This is a genomic window from Prosthecobacter sp., from assembly GCF_044236155.1.
GTDB lineage: Bacteria > Verrucomicrobiota > Verrucomicrobiia > Verrucomicrobiales > Verrucomicrobiaceae > Prosthecobacter.
The window spans coordinates 332,812-348,634 of sequence record NZ_JBIIHA010000002.1 but is presented as its reverse complement, the minus strand read 5'-3'; the positions used below and the strand labels follow the sequence as shown (position 1 = coordinate 348,634).

Below are 15,823 nucleotides of genomic sequence, written 5' to 3'. Positions count from 1 at the left end.
ATTTAGAGAGGTGTCGGATTTGACCTCATGCCGCCATGTCCGTGAGGGAGTGGTGATGGATGTGCCTTTGCAGGTCGTTGAAAAGTAATCGAAACCTACCCAATTGTCCTCCATGCTCCATCGCTTCACTCTCGCTCTACTTTCACTCACAGCTTCGGTTTATGCCGAAACCTGGCCTCTTGATGCCGTGGATAGTTCGATGTTGGCTCGTGGTGTCGTCAAAACGGCTGCGGGGGCCTCGGGAACGAGTCTGCTGCTGGATGGGGCTTCTTTGATCGAGCTCAAAGACAGCGCGAAACTCTCAACGGGTTCATTCACCGCCTCACTGTGGTTCAATCCGTATGCGCTCGATGGCGAGCAGCAGATGATCATCGGCAAAAATCGCTACTCGCGTGGTGAAAGGCAGTGGGGGCTCACGATTGAGCCGGACGGGCATTTGAAGGCTTATTTGCAACAAGGCGGTTGGAGCACGATTTCTTGCTCGGAGCCGCTGAAGGCCGGATCATGGCATTTTGCGGCTTTGGTGGTCGAATCGGCGAAAGCGACCCTCTATTTTAATGGCAAGCTGGTGGGCGAAACGAAGCTCAAACAGCCGATTGAGGCCACGGAGGCTCCCGTCACGCTTGGCGGCATTTTTGACGATGGTCGCGCACGCCAGACGTTCCTCGGTGCACTCGATGAAGTGCGCATTGAGCCGCAAGTGCTGCGCGATATTCCATACCAGCCCGTCACAGCCACGCATGAGCTGCCAAAGCCGAAAACGGCGGACTTCCCGTTGTGGGATGCCTCGCAGAGGCTCGCGGAGGCCAAAGACCTGCCGGTGCTCGATGGCGTGGAGTTTCACGTCATCAAGAAGTGGGACAAGGAGGCGGATGGCTACACCTTCCTGCATGGCGTCGGCCTCTGCTGGCACAAAGGCAAGCTCTACGCGTCGATCGGTCACAACAAGGGCGATGAGAACACGGTGACCGAGGAAGCGCAGTATCGCGTGAGCGAGGACGGTGGCCGGATATGGAGCGAGCTGCGTGTGATCGACGCGGGCGAGGAGAAGGACCTCGCGGTGAGTCATGGCGTATTCGTTTCCCATGCCGGGAAGCTCTGGGCCTTCCACGGCACCTATTACAACCACATGGAGCGCATCCACACGCGTGCTTACTCGCTCGATGAAAGCACCGGTGAATGGATCAAGCATGGCGTGGTGCTCGAAAACGGCTTTTGGGCGCTGAATCAGCCCGTGAAGATGCGCGATGGAAACTGGATCATGCCCGGCATCAGCGCCGGGCCTTACTCGAACAAAGGCACCTTCCCAGCCGCCGTGGCGATCAGTCACGGCGATGATTTCACGAAGTGGGACTTTGTCAGCATCCCCGTGCATGACGGACTGAAGATGTGGGGCGAGTCGAGCCTCATCGTGGATGGCCCCAACGTGTTCAACATCGCCCGCTACGGAGCCAAACCGCTCGCCTTAATCTCAAAGAGCACCGACCACGGCCGCACCTGGACCACCATGGGTGAAAGCAACCTACCCATGGCCACCAGCAAGCCCGCTGCGGGCATGCTGAGCAACGGACAGCGCTACCTCGTCTGCACCAATGCCGCGAACAACGGCGGCCGACGTTCACCGCTCACCATCGCCGTCAGCAAGCCCGGCAAAGAGGTCTTCGGTAAGGTCTTCGCCATCCGCCACGCCGATCACAGCGGCCCCGGCGAGTCGAATCCGAAGGCCTCCTTGGGTTATCCCTGCGCCACCGAGCACGAAGGCAAACTCTACATCGGCTTCTCCAACAGCGGCGGCCGTGGCGGCAATCACAACAGCGCCGAAATGGCGGTGATCCCGATCGAGAAGCTGAAATAAGCTCACGCCTCCGCGTAAGCCTCGCCCAGCTTGGTGAGGCTGCCGCTGGCGTCGAAGAGGGCTGAGCAGCCGGTGGGTGTGTTTCCCGGACCGGTGCCGAACCACGCGTAGCGCTCCACATCGTTCGAACGCTCCAAACGAGGCAGCGCATCCTTGATGAAGCGCAGTACATCCTTCTCGGCGTGCTGGTTCTTGCCTGTTTTGGTCGCACTCCAGTCGGCGGGGCAAAACTCCGTGATCCACAGCGGCCGCTTATACAGGCGGGCGATCTTGTCGAGGTGGGAGGTGAGCTGCGATGCGATCGGGCCGCCATACCAGTGGATGGTGATGAAATCGATGCGGTATTTGCGCTTCAGCGCCTCCTTCATGAAGGCCTGCATCCAAGGGCTGTCGGCATGCACGCCCGCCGGGCTGCCGAGCGGTAGGTTGAGCTCCTCCAGCTTCGGCCACACGGCTAGTGCTTGCTCGACAGTCGTGTTCCCCTGCTCTTTGCCTTCGGGTTCGTTGAAGCCGAGCACGGCGGGCGGTTTGTTGGCAAGATCGCTGCGAATTTCATCGACGGCTTTCGCGGCGAACTGATTCTCGTTGTCTTTGAAGACCATCGGCACCCATTCGATGCCCTCCGGCAGACCAGCGGGACGTTTCGAAGTCCAGTTGTAGATCCAATTCACCTTCAGCTCGGCGAGCTTGGCCGGTGTGATCGCGCCGCGCAGGCCGGTCGCGTAGCCTTTTTTGCCTGCCTTCTTGCTGGCGGACTGCGCTTGAGCCGCGCCGGAAAGGAGCAGCGTGGAAAGCGAGAGGCTTGAATGCAGAAAGTGACGGCGCGTGGGGAGAGTGATCATGCGCGGTGTTTGTATCAGAACGGCGGCGCGATGGTCAATGAGCATGTTCAGCCACCGAAAGGCCTCACACTCGGCCCCTCAATCCATTTCGGTGGGATCATGATCTGGCGCGGCACCGCAGGCACGCCGTGTTCATGCTGGGAAAGCTGCGTGACGACCAAATCGACCGCCGCAGCCGCCAAATGATCGCGCTGCTGGTAGATACCCGCGAAGCCCTCCATCTTCGGTGTCCAGTCATGCACCACGAAACCGATGTTGTTCGGGAATCGCAGGCCGAGCCGCTTCAGCCAGCCGGGCACGTGCGTGTCGAAGGTGATGAGTGCGTCCGGCCGATGTTCGCGCATCCATTTGGAGAAGGCGTCGAAGCCCTGGCTGATGTCGTTGCTCGGAAAGAGCAGCAGCGGCACGCGATCGGCCTCCGGCAGGCTGTGCTGCCAGTGAAACAAGCCGCCGCTGTAGCCAAACTGCGAGCGATTCACGATCCACTTCGTCACCGCCACGCCGATGCGTTTGTAGCCACGGGCCGCGAGCTGCTCAGCTGCCATGTGAATGCCGAGCGTCATGTTTCCCGCGCACATGTGCAGCGCGGGCGAGCTCATCGCATTGCCAAACGTCACCGCGGCGAAGGGCGAGTAATCGAGCCTGCTGCATGGCAGCGTCATGCTCTGCGGCGAAACGATCACGCCCTCAATTCCACGTGCGTGCAGGATCTTTTGCAGCTTCTTCGGCGTGAGGCCGTCCTTGCCCAGATAAAACTCCTCCACCGCATAACCATGCCCATGAGCGCGACGGCGGATGTCCTCAATCGGAACATACTGATAAGAAGGCCCCAGCAACCCATCCTGCGGCACATGTTCACGGATGACGGCGATCACCGCCCGCAGCTGCTTTTGCTTCTTCCCGCGCACCACCTGCATCAAGCGCATCAAATGAGGGTCTGGCTGATAGTTGAGACGCTTTGCCTCCTTCAAAATGAGCTCCCGCTTCGCCGCCGCCACCTTCGGCGCCCCACGCAGTACCCGCGACACCGTCATGATCGATACCCCGGTGGTGCGGGCGATGTCTTTGAGCGTGGGCGTGGAGGTCATGAGTATGGTGTTAGCATAACACGCCATGTCGGAATTCAAGCCGCGAAATTCCTCTACCAGCCCCGTTTTCTCGAATCATGTCTCTTCGATCACTTTCCTGCCTTCTCGCGATTTCATGCAGCCCGCTTCTCCATGCCGCAGACGTGCCCACTTTTGCCGGCCCCACGCCGGGCACCTTGCGCGACATTTCCATCCCGACCGTGGACATCTCCGGTGATGCGGCGCGGCATGTCATCATCGCGCGTGGCACGGAAAAGGAATACCAAGGCCATTGCGACACCGTGTTGATGGCGGATGGAAAGACGATGTTCACCGCGTGGTGCATGAATCACGCGGGACACCTCGGACCGCTCGCCCGCAGCGATGACGGCGGTCTCACCTGGACTTCCCCTTTGTCCACGCCGCCGGACTGGAAGCTTGTGACAATGACCACGCCAGTGCTCCACCGCCTCACCGATCCGCAAGGCGTCGAGCGCTTGTTCATCTTCGGCGGCTGCGATTTCCCAGGCAATCTCAGGAGCGCCTTTTCCACGGACCTTGGCAAAACTTGGTCGCCGATGAAGGAACTCGGCCTCGTCGGTGAAGTCGCCCCGAAGAGCATTCTCTCCTTCGATGGCGGCAAGCGGCTCATCATGTGGTCTGACCGTCGCGATCCAAAAAATGCCAAGGATCTACATCCCGTCGTGTGGCAGAGCGAGTCGCTCGATGGCGGCCTGACGTGGAGCAAGGAGCGCGTCATCCTTGTCGTCCCTGGCCAATGGGCACAGCCGAGCGTCACCCGGTCCGATGATGGCAAACAGCTCGTCATGCTCTTGCGCGAAAACACGCGCCAGCATCACTCACTGTATTCGGTGAGCAATGACGACGCACGCACCTGGAGTGAGCCCAAGGAACTCCCCGCCGCGCTCACCGGGGATCGCCATGTCATCAAACACGCTCCTGATGGCCGCCTCGTCATCGCCTTCCGCGACATGGCAAAAACGAGCACCACCTACGGGCACTACGTCGCATGGGTCGGCACCTTCGATGACATCGTGAACCGCCGCGAAGGCCAGTATCGCATCAAACTTCTCCACAACACCAAGCGCAGCCCCACCGATGCGCCAGGCACTGGCAACACCGACTGCGGCTACTCCGATCTCGAACTTCTCGGCGACGGCACCCTCATCGCGACAACCTACATCCAGTATGCCGCCGGCCCTGAAAAGAGCAGCGTCGTCAGCACCCGCTTCAAGCTCAGCGAAACCGATGCTTTGGCAAAGAAGGCCACAACCGCTACTCAGAGCCTTCTTCCCGCCAATTGGGACCCCGCGCTTGCGGGCGACATCGTGATGCAGCGGCTCGTCCGCGTATCGGCACCGCAGGTGAAAGGGGCCCATGATGCGGAGTTCGTGTGTGTCGGCGAGCGGGCTTACATCGTCGAGCATGACAACGACGTGACACCCGGTCACGGCGCGGGCGTGGCGATGTATTGCGTGCTGACGGTGGTGAACCTGAAGACGCTCCAGGTCGAAAAAATGCATCCGATGGCCAAAGCGGGCCAGGCCTTCGCCAATATCACGCTGCCGGAGGCGCAGGTCTTTGTGCCGCGCATCATCCGCAAGGACGAGCACACGCTGCGCACCTACTTTTGCAGCCAGCCGGCCAAAGAACAGGCCGTGACCTGGTATCGCGACTTTGACCTGCGCTCGCAGACCTTTGAGGACAGCATCCACAAAGCCAAGCTCAAGACCGCCGCAGGCACCTTCGACATGGAGCCGCGTCATTTCCATGCGGACGCCGCCGCTTTGGGCTTTAAGCGACCCGCCGTGAATCAGGGCCTCTACATCTTCGATTCGTTCAAGGAGTTCGACGGCAAGCGCTACATCGCGCTCAACAACTTCCCCGGCAAACAAAACGCCCTCGCCGTGCTGCACGACGACTTCGCCACCTTCGAAGTCATCGGCCATTACAACGAGCCGCAAGCGCAGCAACTCAGCGAATCCGCCGTGAACCGCCTGCCCGACGGCACCTGGATGGCCATCGTGCGCAACGACGCGGGCAACTACCACTTTACCACCAGCCGCGACGGCAAAACATGGACCGTCGCCGAACCAAAGCCCTTCGTGCCCAACGGCCTGAACTCCAAGCCGACCTTCGATCTCTTCGGCGGCCTCTATTACCTCGGCTGGCAGGAGAACACCAAAATCCAGAACTGCAATCGCAGCGTCTTTAACGTGGACATCTCCCGCGACGGCAAAACCTGGCAGCGCAAATACCGCTTCGAGTCGCCGCACTCATTCCAATACCCAACCTTCCACGAACACGAAGGCACCCTTTGGCTCACCGTCACCCAAAGCGACCACGGCGGCAGCACCGACCGCATCATGTTCGGCAAACTGGAGTCCACGGGCCAGTTCGAGCCTCAAGCCGGCCACAAACGCATCGCCTGGCCCGCCCCACCACCACCCGAGCCCGCCTTCATGAAACGCGGCGTGAAGCTTTTCACGGATCGCGAGTATGCGATCGACGAAATGCCCGAAGCCGTGCGCGACCTGCCGTTTCATCGCACGAGCATCGAAAAGACGGATGTGACCGTCACGAAGCCAGGCACGCTTTTGGCGCTCACGCCGACGATCCGGCCGAAGGCCTCCAGTCAGGAGGAAGCGCTGCAAAAAGTGGGCTTCTCGAAGGTGGATGTGCCTGAGGTGCAGTTTTTCGCCGGTGAGGTGAATCGCGTGAGCCTGTATCGCAAAGCGGTGATGGCCGGTGAACGACTTCAGTTCAAGAAGATGGTGCTGCTGGTGCTCGCGGAGGGTGCGATGGTGCAGGAGATGGATGGATTGACTCCTTCCGTCATCCTGAATCCTGGCGCGGAGTTTCAAAACGACGAACGAAGCGGCGCGATGATCATCGGGATGGATCGCACGCCGAAAGGGCGCATCTGGGGCTGCTGGACAGGCACGGGGGACAAGCCGGATGGGTATTTCCTGCTGGCGACGAGTGATAACGATGGCGTGACGTGGTCGAAGCCACGCGTGGCGGTCGGGGCGCGGATGGAGGCGGCGCAGAAGGTGAGTGGGGCGCTAGTGGGGAATCTTTGGACGGACCCGAAGGGGCGGCTGTGGCTCTTTTTCGATCAGCAGCTCGGTGATCCGCAGAAGCGCATCACGAACTGGTTCATGCGCTGCGATGATCCCGAAGCGGCGGAGCCGGTGTGGAGCGAGCCGGTGATGTTTGCGGAAGGTTGCACGCTGAACAAGCCGACGGTGCTCAAAGATGGCTCGTGGCTGCTGCCGGTGTCGGACTGGCATCAAAAGACCTGCCGCGTTTTTGAATCGACCGACGAAGGCGCGACGTGGAAGCAACGCGGCAGCTTGCAGTTCCCGGATTGGGAGTTCGACGAGCACATGATGGTCGAGCTGAAGGATGGAAGGCTGTGGATGCTCGCCCGCACGAAGGGGCAGCCACACGAGAGTTTCTCGACCGATGGCGGCAAAACGTGGAGCGAGCCGAAACAAGCGGCGACTGTGCAGAATGTGAATGCGCGCTTCTTCCTGCGTCGTCTCAAATCAGGCCGCATCCTGCTGGTGAAGAATGGATCGCCAGCGGAGCGCCTGGCAAAGCGCACGCACATGAGTGCCTGGCTGTCCGAGGATGAAGGGCAGACGTGGAAGGGCGGTCTGCTGCTCGATGAACGCAATGCGGTGTCGTATCCCGATGGCTTCGAATCGCCGGACGGGCTCATCCACATCCTCTATGATTGGAATCGCCACACCGACGCGGAGATCCTGATGGCAAAGTTTCGCGAGGAGGATCTGCTCGCGGGCAAAATCGTGTCGAAGGAGGCGAAGCTGCTCATGCTGGCCAACAAAGCCACCGGCCCGAAGCCCGAGAAGCTCTACAACGGCATCGAACTGCCCGATCAATGGCCACCTCGCTATCGCGAGCCGAGCGACGCAGTGATGGAGGTGCCGTATTTGAAGAAGAAGCCCAAAGTGATCCCCATCGACCTCGGCAGGCAGCTCTTTGTGGATGATTTCCTCATCGAGAAAACCACGCTCAAACGCACTTTCCATCAGGCGAAGAAGTTCGAGGGCAATCCGGTCTTCAAAGCCGAAACGGAGCGCGAACTCGGCGCTGCCACGCAAGGCGAGAAGGGCGAGGAAGCGACCACCTTCACCGGCCAAGGCGGTGTGTTTTACTATCCGGCAGAAAAGCTCTTCAAGATGTTTTATGTCGCCGGTTGGCGCGGGCCGTTGTCGCTCGCGACGAGCCCGGACATGAAGACGTGGACGCGCAAAGGCCAGCTTTTGAATGAAGGCCTGCGCTGGACGGGGCCGAAGCTCGTCACCGGCGGCTCTGACAACTGCGTGTGGCTCGATTTGAATGCCAAATCACCTGCCGAGCAGATCAAATACCTCACCTGCTGGCTGCACGTGCCGAAGGAGCAGCGTCCGCAGGGCTTCATGCACTCGCTGCACGTCTCCGATGGCAAAACCTTCTCCGATGCGGTGACGACGAGCATCGAGGCGGATGATTACTGCTCGTTTTTCTACAATCCCTTCCGCGAAAAGTGGGTCTTCAGCATCAAGATGGGCACCTCACGCGGTCGCAGCCGCTACTACTACGAAAGCGATGACTTCCTCAAAGGTGCCGACTGGAAAAAGAGCGTGTTTTGGACCTGCACAGACAAACTCGACCTCCCTGAGCCCGCAGATCGTTATCCAGGCGGCGGGGAGCCTGCGCAGCTATACAGCCTGAATGCGGTGGCGTATGAAAGTCTCATGGTCGGCATGCACTACATCCATCGCGGCCCGAACAACGGCATTTGCGACAAGGGCAAGTTCCCGAAGCTGGTCGATCTCGAACTTGGCTTCAGTCGCGACGGCTTTCATTGGGATCGCCCGGATCGTCGTGGCTTCATCGTCGGCTCACGCACGGAGGGTTCATGGGACCGCGCTTATTTACATGGCGCGGCGGGTGTGTTTGTCGTGCTCGATGACCAACTCGTCTTCCCCTACATGGGCACCAGCGGCATCGCGCCGAGCGGACATCGCGGCATGTATACCGGCGGCAGCATCGGCCTCGCCACGCTGCGACGCGATGGCTTTGCCTCGATGGAAGGCCCTGGGGAACTCACGACGCGTCCGGTGAAGTTCAAAGGCAAAAATCTCTTCGTGAACGTGCACGGCGAAGTGCGCGTGGAAGTGCTGGATGAAGCAGGAAGGGTGCTGAAAAGCTCCAAAGTGGCCTCCGGGGATCAAACGAAGCTCAAAGTGGAATGGTCGGACGCGTCGGACCTGTCTGACATGGTCGGACGGAATGTGAAGTTCCGCTTCCATCAGACAAAGGGCTCGTTGTATGCCTTTTGGGTCACTTCGGATGAAAACGGAGCCAGCGGCGGTTATGTCGGCGCGGGTGGTCCGGCCTTCAACGGCGTGCGTGACACCTCCAAATGATCTCATGAAGCACTTCTTCGACTGGTTCAACAATCTGTATCCCGTGTGGCTCGTCACGCTGGCCGTCATCGCGTTTTTCAAGCCGCCGGTGATGCTGTGGTTCAATTCGGACTGGGTGTTCTGGTCGCTCGCGGCCTCGATGCTCGGCATGGGGCTCACGTTGAGCCTCGCGGACTTCAAAGAGATCGGCCGCATGCCTGGAAGCGTCGCGCTGGGCTTCATCGCGCAATACACGATCATGCCGCTCGCCGGCTGGGCCACGGCGAAGATGCTTGGTTTGGAGCCAGGACTCGCGGTGGGCATCATCTTGGTCGCGAGCTGCCCCGGCGGCATGGCGTCGAACATGATCAGCTACCTCGCGAGGGCGAACGTGGCGCTGTCGGTGGTGCTGACACTGTTCTCGACCATCCTTGCGTTCTTTTTCACGCCGATGTGGACCAGCACGCTGGCGGGGCAGTATGTGCCGGTGGATGCGTGGGGCCTGTGCAAATCGGCGCTGCAACTCACCGTCGCACCGGTGGTGCTCGGTGTTCTGATTCGATGGAAGCTGCCACGCACGGCAGATCGCATCGGTGCCGCGGGACCGACCATCGCGGTGAGCGCGTTTGTGTGCGTCACCGGTGGCATCGTCGCGGCGAGCGCGGAGGCGATTGCGAAGCATTTTGGCGTTCTGGCACTCGCGGCGTTCGTGCTGCATGTGCTGGGCTTTGGCGTCGGTTACATCGTTCCGAAGATGCTGCGCTATCCGGAGTCCATCGCCCGCACGGTCAGCATTGAGGTGGGCATGCAGAATGGCGGCATGGCCGCCTCCCTGGCGCGCATTCATTTTGCCAGCATGCCGCTCGCCGCGGCAGCGGGTGTTTTTAGCGGTGTGATGCAAAACATCATCGGAGGCATTGCCGCGGCCATCTGGAAGCGCCGCCCACCGTCCGCATGAGCCGCAAAGACATTTACTATTGGAAATGCGATCGCCAAGCGGCCTTTCATGGCACGCAGGTTCGTGGTGATGCGGATTCAAATTTGGCTGCACAGGTCGAAAAGGAGCTTTGCAGGCACTTCGACACAAAAAACGTCGTTTTGAGCCCTGGAGCCGGTCAGGGCAATCATCTCACCTGGAATGCCGATGTGGATGGAGAGCCGCTTTTTATCCGCGTGGAGAATGGGCCGGAAAAAGACGCTCATCTGGCGGTGGAATCCGCCTTGCTCGATCGTGTGCGTCAGGTGGGTGTGGCCACGCCGCGTGTGTTTGGGTGCGATGCCTCGCGGAGCCGCGTTTCGTTCGCGTGGCAGGCTTTGGAACGGGTTTCCGCGCCGGATTTGAATCACTGGTTCAAGCAAGGGACGCTGGAGGTGCCGAAGATTGCGTTCGAGATCGGCGTGGCCGTGGCGAAGTGGCAGGGGATCACATTTGAGGGCTTCGGGGTGCTGGATGAAAACCTTCGAGGCTATCGAACGAGTTACGCCGACTACTTTCACCTGCGTCTCGATGAGCATCTGCGGTTTTTGACAGAGCGCGGCTTTTTGGCGAATGCGCATGAGATTCAGGCGGAAATCGAAAACCACCGCGCACTGCTCGAACTCGCTCCCGGCTGCCTCGTGCACAAGGATCTCGCGCTTTGGAACATACTGGGCACCGAGCGGGAAATCTATGACTTCATTGACTTTGATGACAGCATTGCTGGCGATTCGATGGACGACCTCTCGCTGCTGGCGTGCTTCCATGATGCGGCGTTTCTGCGAAGAGCCTTCGAGGGTTACGAAAGTGTTCGCGCCTTGCCGGAGGAGCATGTGCGGCGCTTCTGGCTGCACCTGCTGCGAAACATGATCGTGAAAGCCGTGATCCGCGTCGGCGCGGGCTACTTTGAGCGTGATGGTGGCTTCTTTTTGAATTCGCCCGGCACAAATCTCCGCCAGATCACGCTTTCGAAGCTCTCCACCGCCTTGCGCGGCTTGCGGGAAGGCAGCGGCCTCGACATTCTCTCAGCATGAAAACACACATCGGCACCTTTCTCTCCATCGGATCACCTGCGGTCACGGAACTCGCTGCGGAATGCGGCTATGACTGGGTGCTGATTGATCTCGAGCACGGCTGTGAGTCCGAGGCAGCGCTTCCCAACCAACTGCGAGCCCTGCGCGGAAGCCAAACGCTCGGCATCGTCCGCGTAAGTGCTCCGCATGCCGATTTGATCGGTCGCGTGCTCGATTGGGGCGCGGATGGCATCATGGTGCCGCATGTCGATACCGTGGCGCAGGCGGAGCACTGCGTGAAGGCAGCCACCTATCCGCCGAAGGGTCATCGCGGTGTCTCGCGGACTGTTCGGGCTTATGGATACGGCATGAGGCTTCCGGGTGATGAAATGCCGAAACCGATCATCCTCGCGCAAATCGAGACCGCGGAAGGTGTTTCGAATGCGGAGGCGATCGCCGCTGTGGACGGTATAGATGCCTTGTTCATCGGTCCGGCCGATTTGAGCTATGATTTGAAGGCGCGGAAGTCGCCACGCAGTTACGACGAGTGTCTTGATGCCGTCGTGAAGGCAGCCAAAGATCACGGCAAGGGGTGCGGTATCCTCGTTCGTCATGCGGACGACAAGGAAAAACTCAAGGCGCTCGGTCTCACATGGATCGCGATGGATTCCGACCTCTCGCTCGTGCGCGAGGGCTTCAAGCGGAACCACGAGATGGCTCGGAGTTGGTGAAAAAGACGCACTTTTTCCTGTTCATGGGCAATTTCGGCCTACTCTCGCGGCCCCATGACCGCCTCCCCCCTCATCCAGTCCAAGATCATCGAGCTCTGTGAAGCCCTCGTGGCCGATGGTGATGTGAAAAACGCCCGCCTCCAGGCCGAGACCTTCCTTGCAGATGAATCCGCCATGTCACTGTATCGCGAGATGGCCACGCTCGGCCGTGCGCTGCATCAAAAGCAGCATCACGATGAAGAGCCGACTGCGGAGGAGATCACGCGCTTCAATGCCCTACAGGACCGCTGCGAGTCGAATCCGGTCATCTCCGGCTTCCTCACTGCGCAGAACGTGCTCAGCAGCGTTGCTGAGGCAGTGAACGCGTTTGTCGGCAAGAGCCTCGAAAGCGGCCGCGTGCCTTCGCCAGAGGAAATGGTGAAGAAGGGCGGCTGCGGTGAAGGCTGCGGCTGCCATTGATCAGCGCCAGTCATGAAGACGGTCGTCCTGTTACTGTCGCTGTTGTTTTGGGGCTCGTCCTCCGCGGGCGAGCCTAAAACGATTCGCCTGCTGACGATCGGCAACAGCTTCTCCGCCAATGGGACGCACTACTTCAGCGTTCCGGCCAAATCAGGAGAGCGCACGCTGATTCATCAGCCGCTCGTCATTGGTGGCGCGTTATTGCAAGTGAATGTGGACAAAGCGAAGGCAGTGGGCAAGGCGCTGGTGAAATGACTGTCCAAATCGCGGTTTTCATGACCTACTGGAGCCATGACGCGTTTCATTGGCTGCTTCCTTCTCCTCGCCTTCCCCAATCACGCCGCTACACAGGCGGATGTGATCGTTTATGGAGCCACGCCGGGTGGATTCTGTGCGGCCATCGCGGCGGCGCGTGAAGGCGCCTCGGTGGTGCTGATGGAACCGACGGGGCATGTCGGTGGGGTGAACACGGGCGGGCTGTGCTTCTCGGATTCGAATCAAACGGTGCGCAGCACGGTGATGGGGCTTTTTGAGGAGTGGCACGCGCGGGTGGAGAAGGACTACCAGCAGCGCGGTGTCGCGCTGCCTTACAAGGTGAGGGAGAAGGATCACACGCACTGGACCTACGAGCCGCATGTGGCGGCGAAGATCACGCAGGCGATGCTCGATGAGGCGGGTGTGAAGGTGATGACGCGGCAGGTGCTGAAGTCGGTGATCAAAGACGGCACGCGCATCACGAAGCTCATCACCACTGCGGGCGAGTTCGAGGCCAAAACGTTCATCGACGGCACTTACGAGGGCGATTTGATGGCGGAGGCGGGTGTGAGCTGGACGATTGGTCGCGAGGGGCGGAAGGAGTTCGGCGAGTCGCTGGCGGGGAAGCAGTATCCGAAGGCGAAGATGAAGATTTCCGGCCTCGGAGCCGATGGGAAGCCGCTGCCGCTGATCACGACGACCGATGCGGGACCGGAGGACGCAGGCGACAAGAATGTGATGGTCTATAGCTTTCGCCTCTGCGTGACGAAGGACGCGGCGAATCGCGTGCCGTTTCCGAAGCCGACGAAGTATGATCCAGCTCGCTTTGAGGTCGTGCGACGCTACTTCGCGAAGGAAAAGCGCCCGATTTTGCCATGGGATCTGTATCCGCTGCCGGGGAACAAGTTCGACGCGAACAACGGCATCGGGAAACAGTTCTCCATGGGCCTCGTCGGTGCCTGCAATGGCTGGAGCGAGGCGGATGAAGCGGGTCGCACGGCCATCTGGGAGGCGCACAAGCAATACACGCTGGAGTTTTATCACTTCCTCACCACCGACAACGCGGTGCCAGCGGCGATTCGGAAAGAGATGAGCGAGTTGGGACTGTGTCGCGATGAGTTCGCGGACTACGACCACTGGTCGCCGCAGCTTTATGTGCGCGAGGGTCGCCGCATGATCGGCGAATACGTTGTTTCGCAAAAGGACATCATGGAGCAGCCGAAGAAGGAGGATGTCATCGTCGTGTCGTCCTTTCCCATCGACTCGCATGACTGCCAGCGTGTCGGCACGGATGAGTTCGTTGTCGATGAGGGCACCATCATGCCGGTGCGCATGGCGGGTAGGAAGCACGGCTATCCGTATCACATCCCGTATCGCGCCATCACGCCGAAAGCCGCCGAATGCACGAACTTGCTCGTGCCCGTGGCGCTGTCCTGCACGCATGTCGGCATGTCGTCGATCCGCGTGGAGCCGACGTGGATGATCCTCGGTCAAAGTGCGGGCATCGCCGCTGCTTTGAGTGCCAAACAAGGCCTCGACGTGCAAAAGCTGCCGTATCCCGCGCTGCGTGAGCGTCTGCTAGCGCAGAAGCAGGTGCTCGACCTGCCGGTGCTCGCCAAAGCGCCTGCTGAACCCAAAGGCGCGATGAGCATCGATCCCAAGACACTGCCGGGCATCGTGCTCGATGATGCGCAGGCGGAGCTGAAGGGCGCATGGAGCCGCTCCTCAAACTTCAAACCGCACATCGGCACGGGTTATCTCCACGATGACAAACGCGGCGATGGCGAGTCCGTGGCCGTCTTCCGTGTCAAAGTGCCGAAAAGTGGTCGCTACGACCTCCGCATGGCCTATTCCGCGCATGAGACGCGAGCCACGAAAGTGCCGCTGACGATCCAGAACGGCGAAAAGGCCATCGAACTGCTCGTCGATCAAACGCAGCCACTTCCGGCCGGTGAAGCCTTCCGCAGCATCGGCAAGGTCGAACTCCAAAAAGACCTCGAAACGACCATCACACTCCGAAACCGAGAAACAGACGGTTTTGTGATCCTGGATGCGTTGCAGCTTTTGGCGGCACCTTAAAGACGCAACGCCCTGCAACCATGTGTTTCACAGGCTTTCCATTCCGACACGGGTCCCAGGCTCCCATTTCAGGCCCCAATCGCGGATGGAGCGGAGCACCGGGCGCAAAGCGCGGCCTTTGTCCGTGAGTTCATAAGCGAGGCGCTTGCTGCCTTCGGCGGCGGGAATGCGCTGCACGATGCCGCCATCACGCAGGCGCTCCAAGCGGTCGCTGAGGATGTTCGTCGGGATGCCTTCGGGCGACTCCACAAAGTCTTTAAACCGGCTGCGACCGAGCACGAGGTCGCGGATGATGAGCAGCGTCCATTTGTCGCCAAACAAGTCCAGCGCACAGGCGACCGGACAGGGCGAGCGGCGTGGAGCGGCTTTGGCAGACTTCGTGGAGGACATTTTCGGCATGCAAAACCATGCGCCAGAATCACTTGCATTTCAAAAGCCTTAACACTTGCGTTTTGCAATCGTTTTGGAATCATCACCTGACATGAACTCCCCCGCTGCACCCACTTTGGCACCTCCTGGAGCCGGTTTGCCCGGACCTGAGCTTTGGAGCGCCCGAGTCCTCTTCGGCCTGAGGCGGCGCTTTGGCACTCGAGAGGCCTTCACGGCCCGCTTTGAGCAGGAGCGCGCCGCCATCCGGGAATTACTCGCCACTTGCGATCCGGCACGACGCGGCGAGCAGGTGCTCATCCCACGCCTTCGCGGTCTGGAGGACAGCAGCCGCTTCTGGTCGGTCTGGATGACCTTGGAGCACCTGCGCATCACGAACTCGATCTTCGCCATGATCATCACCTCGCTCGCACAAGCAAAGGTGCCGCAAAAACAGGCCAGCACGGCCGATGTGAAGCCTCGCAGCGATGTGACCGCCGAGGTCGAGGCGGCATTTGAGGCTTCGTGCGATCAGTTGCTGGCCGCAGTCGCCGCCGTGCCGGAGCTGAAAACGGCCGCACGCTATCCGCATCCTTGGTTTGGCCCGCTCGATGCCGCAGGCTGGCACGCGCTCACCGCCACACACATGGGCATCCACCGGCAGCAGATCGCGAAAATCACCGCCGCATTGCCCGGCCGATGATTCTTCGGCGAATCCGTTGTTGCGACGGCGTAAGCC

At 60.3% G+C, this 15,823-nt stretch carries 12 protein-coding genes; 9 read left to right on the top strand and 3 right to left on the bottom strand.

Annotation, left to right across the window (positions count from 1 at the left end; translation table 11 throughout):
- The first annotated feature begins 112 nt into the window (after window positions 1-112).
- The gene (locus ACILSE_RS03375; RefSeq protein ID WP_395715938.1) at window positions 113-1,855 is read left to right on the top strand and encodes a LamG-like jellyroll fold domain-containing protein; all 1,743 of its coding nucleotides are present in this window, start codon (window positions 113-115) and stop codon (window positions 1,853-1,855) included.
- Between the two features lie 2 nt (window positions 1,856-1,857).
- On the opposite strand, the gene ACILSE_RS03370 is transcribed toward ACILSE_RS03375, so the two are convergent.
- The gene (locus ACILSE_RS03370) at window positions 1,858-2,697 is read right to left on the bottom strand and encodes a glycosyl hydrolase (protein WP_395715937.1); all 840 of its coding nucleotides are present in this window, start codon (window positions 2,695-2,697) and stop codon (window positions 1,858-1,860) included.
- Window positions 2,698-2,744: 47 nt separating this feature from the next.
- Complete coding sequence (locus ACILSE_RS03365) at window positions 2,745-3,785, bottom strand: LacI family DNA-binding transcriptional regulator (protein WP_395715936.1); 1,041 nt, start codon at window positions 3,783-3,785, stop codon at window positions 2,745-2,747.
- 143 nt (window positions 3,786-3,928) lie between these two features.
- Here ACILSE_RS03365 and ACILSE_RS03360 point away from each other — a divergent pair, with 143 nt between their 5' ends.
- Genes ACILSE_RS03360 through ACILSE_RS03330 form a run of 7 tightly spaced genes read left to right on the top strand, consistent with a single transcriptional unit; the run spans window position 3,929 to window position 14,718 of the window.
- Complete coding sequence (locus tag ACILSE_RS03360; RefSeq protein ID WP_395715935.1) at window positions 3,929-9,226, top strand: sialidase family protein; 5,298 nt, start codon at window positions 3,929-3,931, stop codon at window positions 9,224-9,226.
- Between the two features lie 4 nt (window positions 9,227-9,230).
- Entirely contained in the window at window positions 9,231-10,163 is a 933-nt protein-coding gene (locus ACILSE_RS03355) for a bile acid:sodium symporter family protein (RefSeq protein WP_395715934.1), read from the top strand.
- Window positions 10,160-11,215, top strand: a complete 1,056-nt coding sequence (locus tag ACILSE_RS03350) for a phosphotransferase family protein (RefSeq protein ID WP_395715933.1) — start codon at window positions 10,160-10,162, stop codon at window positions 11,213-11,215. The genes ACILSE_RS03355 and ACILSE_RS03350 overlap by 4 nt, the downstream gene beginning before the upstream one ends.
- Entirely contained in the window at window positions 11,212-11,925 is a 714-nt protein-coding gene (locus ACILSE_RS03345; RefSeq protein WP_395715932.1) for an HpcH/HpaI aldolase/citrate lyase family protein, read from the top strand. Before ACILSE_RS03350 ends, ACILSE_RS03345 begins: the two co-directional genes overlap by 4 nt.
- 54 nt (window positions 11,926-11,979) lie before the next feature.
- Complete coding sequence (locus tag ACILSE_RS03340; RefSeq protein WP_395715931.1) at window positions 11,980-12,384, top strand: YlbF family regulator; 405 nt, start codon at window positions 11,980-11,982, stop codon at window positions 12,382-12,384.
- A gap of 12 nt (window positions 12,385-12,396) precedes the next feature.
- Window positions 12,397-12,639 carry a hypothetical protein gene (locus ACILSE_RS03335; protein WP_395715930.1) on the top strand — a complete coding sequence of 81 codons (243 nt, stop codon included), beginning with the start codon at window positions 12,397-12,399 and terminating at the stop codon, window positions 12,637-12,639.
- 36 nt (window positions 12,640-12,675) lie between these two features.
- Window positions 12,676-14,718, top strand: a complete 2,043-nt coding sequence (locus tag ACILSE_RS03330; RefSeq protein WP_395715929.1) for an FAD-dependent oxidoreductase — start codon at window positions 12,676-12,678, stop codon at window positions 14,716-14,718.
- Window positions 14,719-14,745: 27 nt separating this feature from the next.
- Here ACILSE_RS03330 and ACILSE_RS03325 read toward each other — a convergent pair whose 3' ends face one another.
- On the bottom strand, window positions 14,746-15,108 hold the full coding sequence (locus ACILSE_RS03325; RefSeq protein WP_395715928.1) for a winged helix-turn-helix transcriptional regulator: 363 nt from the start codon (window positions 15,106-15,108) through the stop codon (window positions 14,746-14,748).
- A gap of 91 nt (window positions 15,109-15,199) precedes the next feature.
- Here ACILSE_RS03325 and ACILSE_RS03320 point away from each other — a divergent pair, with 91 nt between their 5' ends.
- Entirely contained in the window at window positions 15,200-15,787 is a 588-nt protein-coding gene (locus tag ACILSE_RS03320; protein ID WP_395715927.1) for a DinB family protein, read from the top strand.
- Window positions 15,788-15,823: the final 36 nt, after the last annotated feature.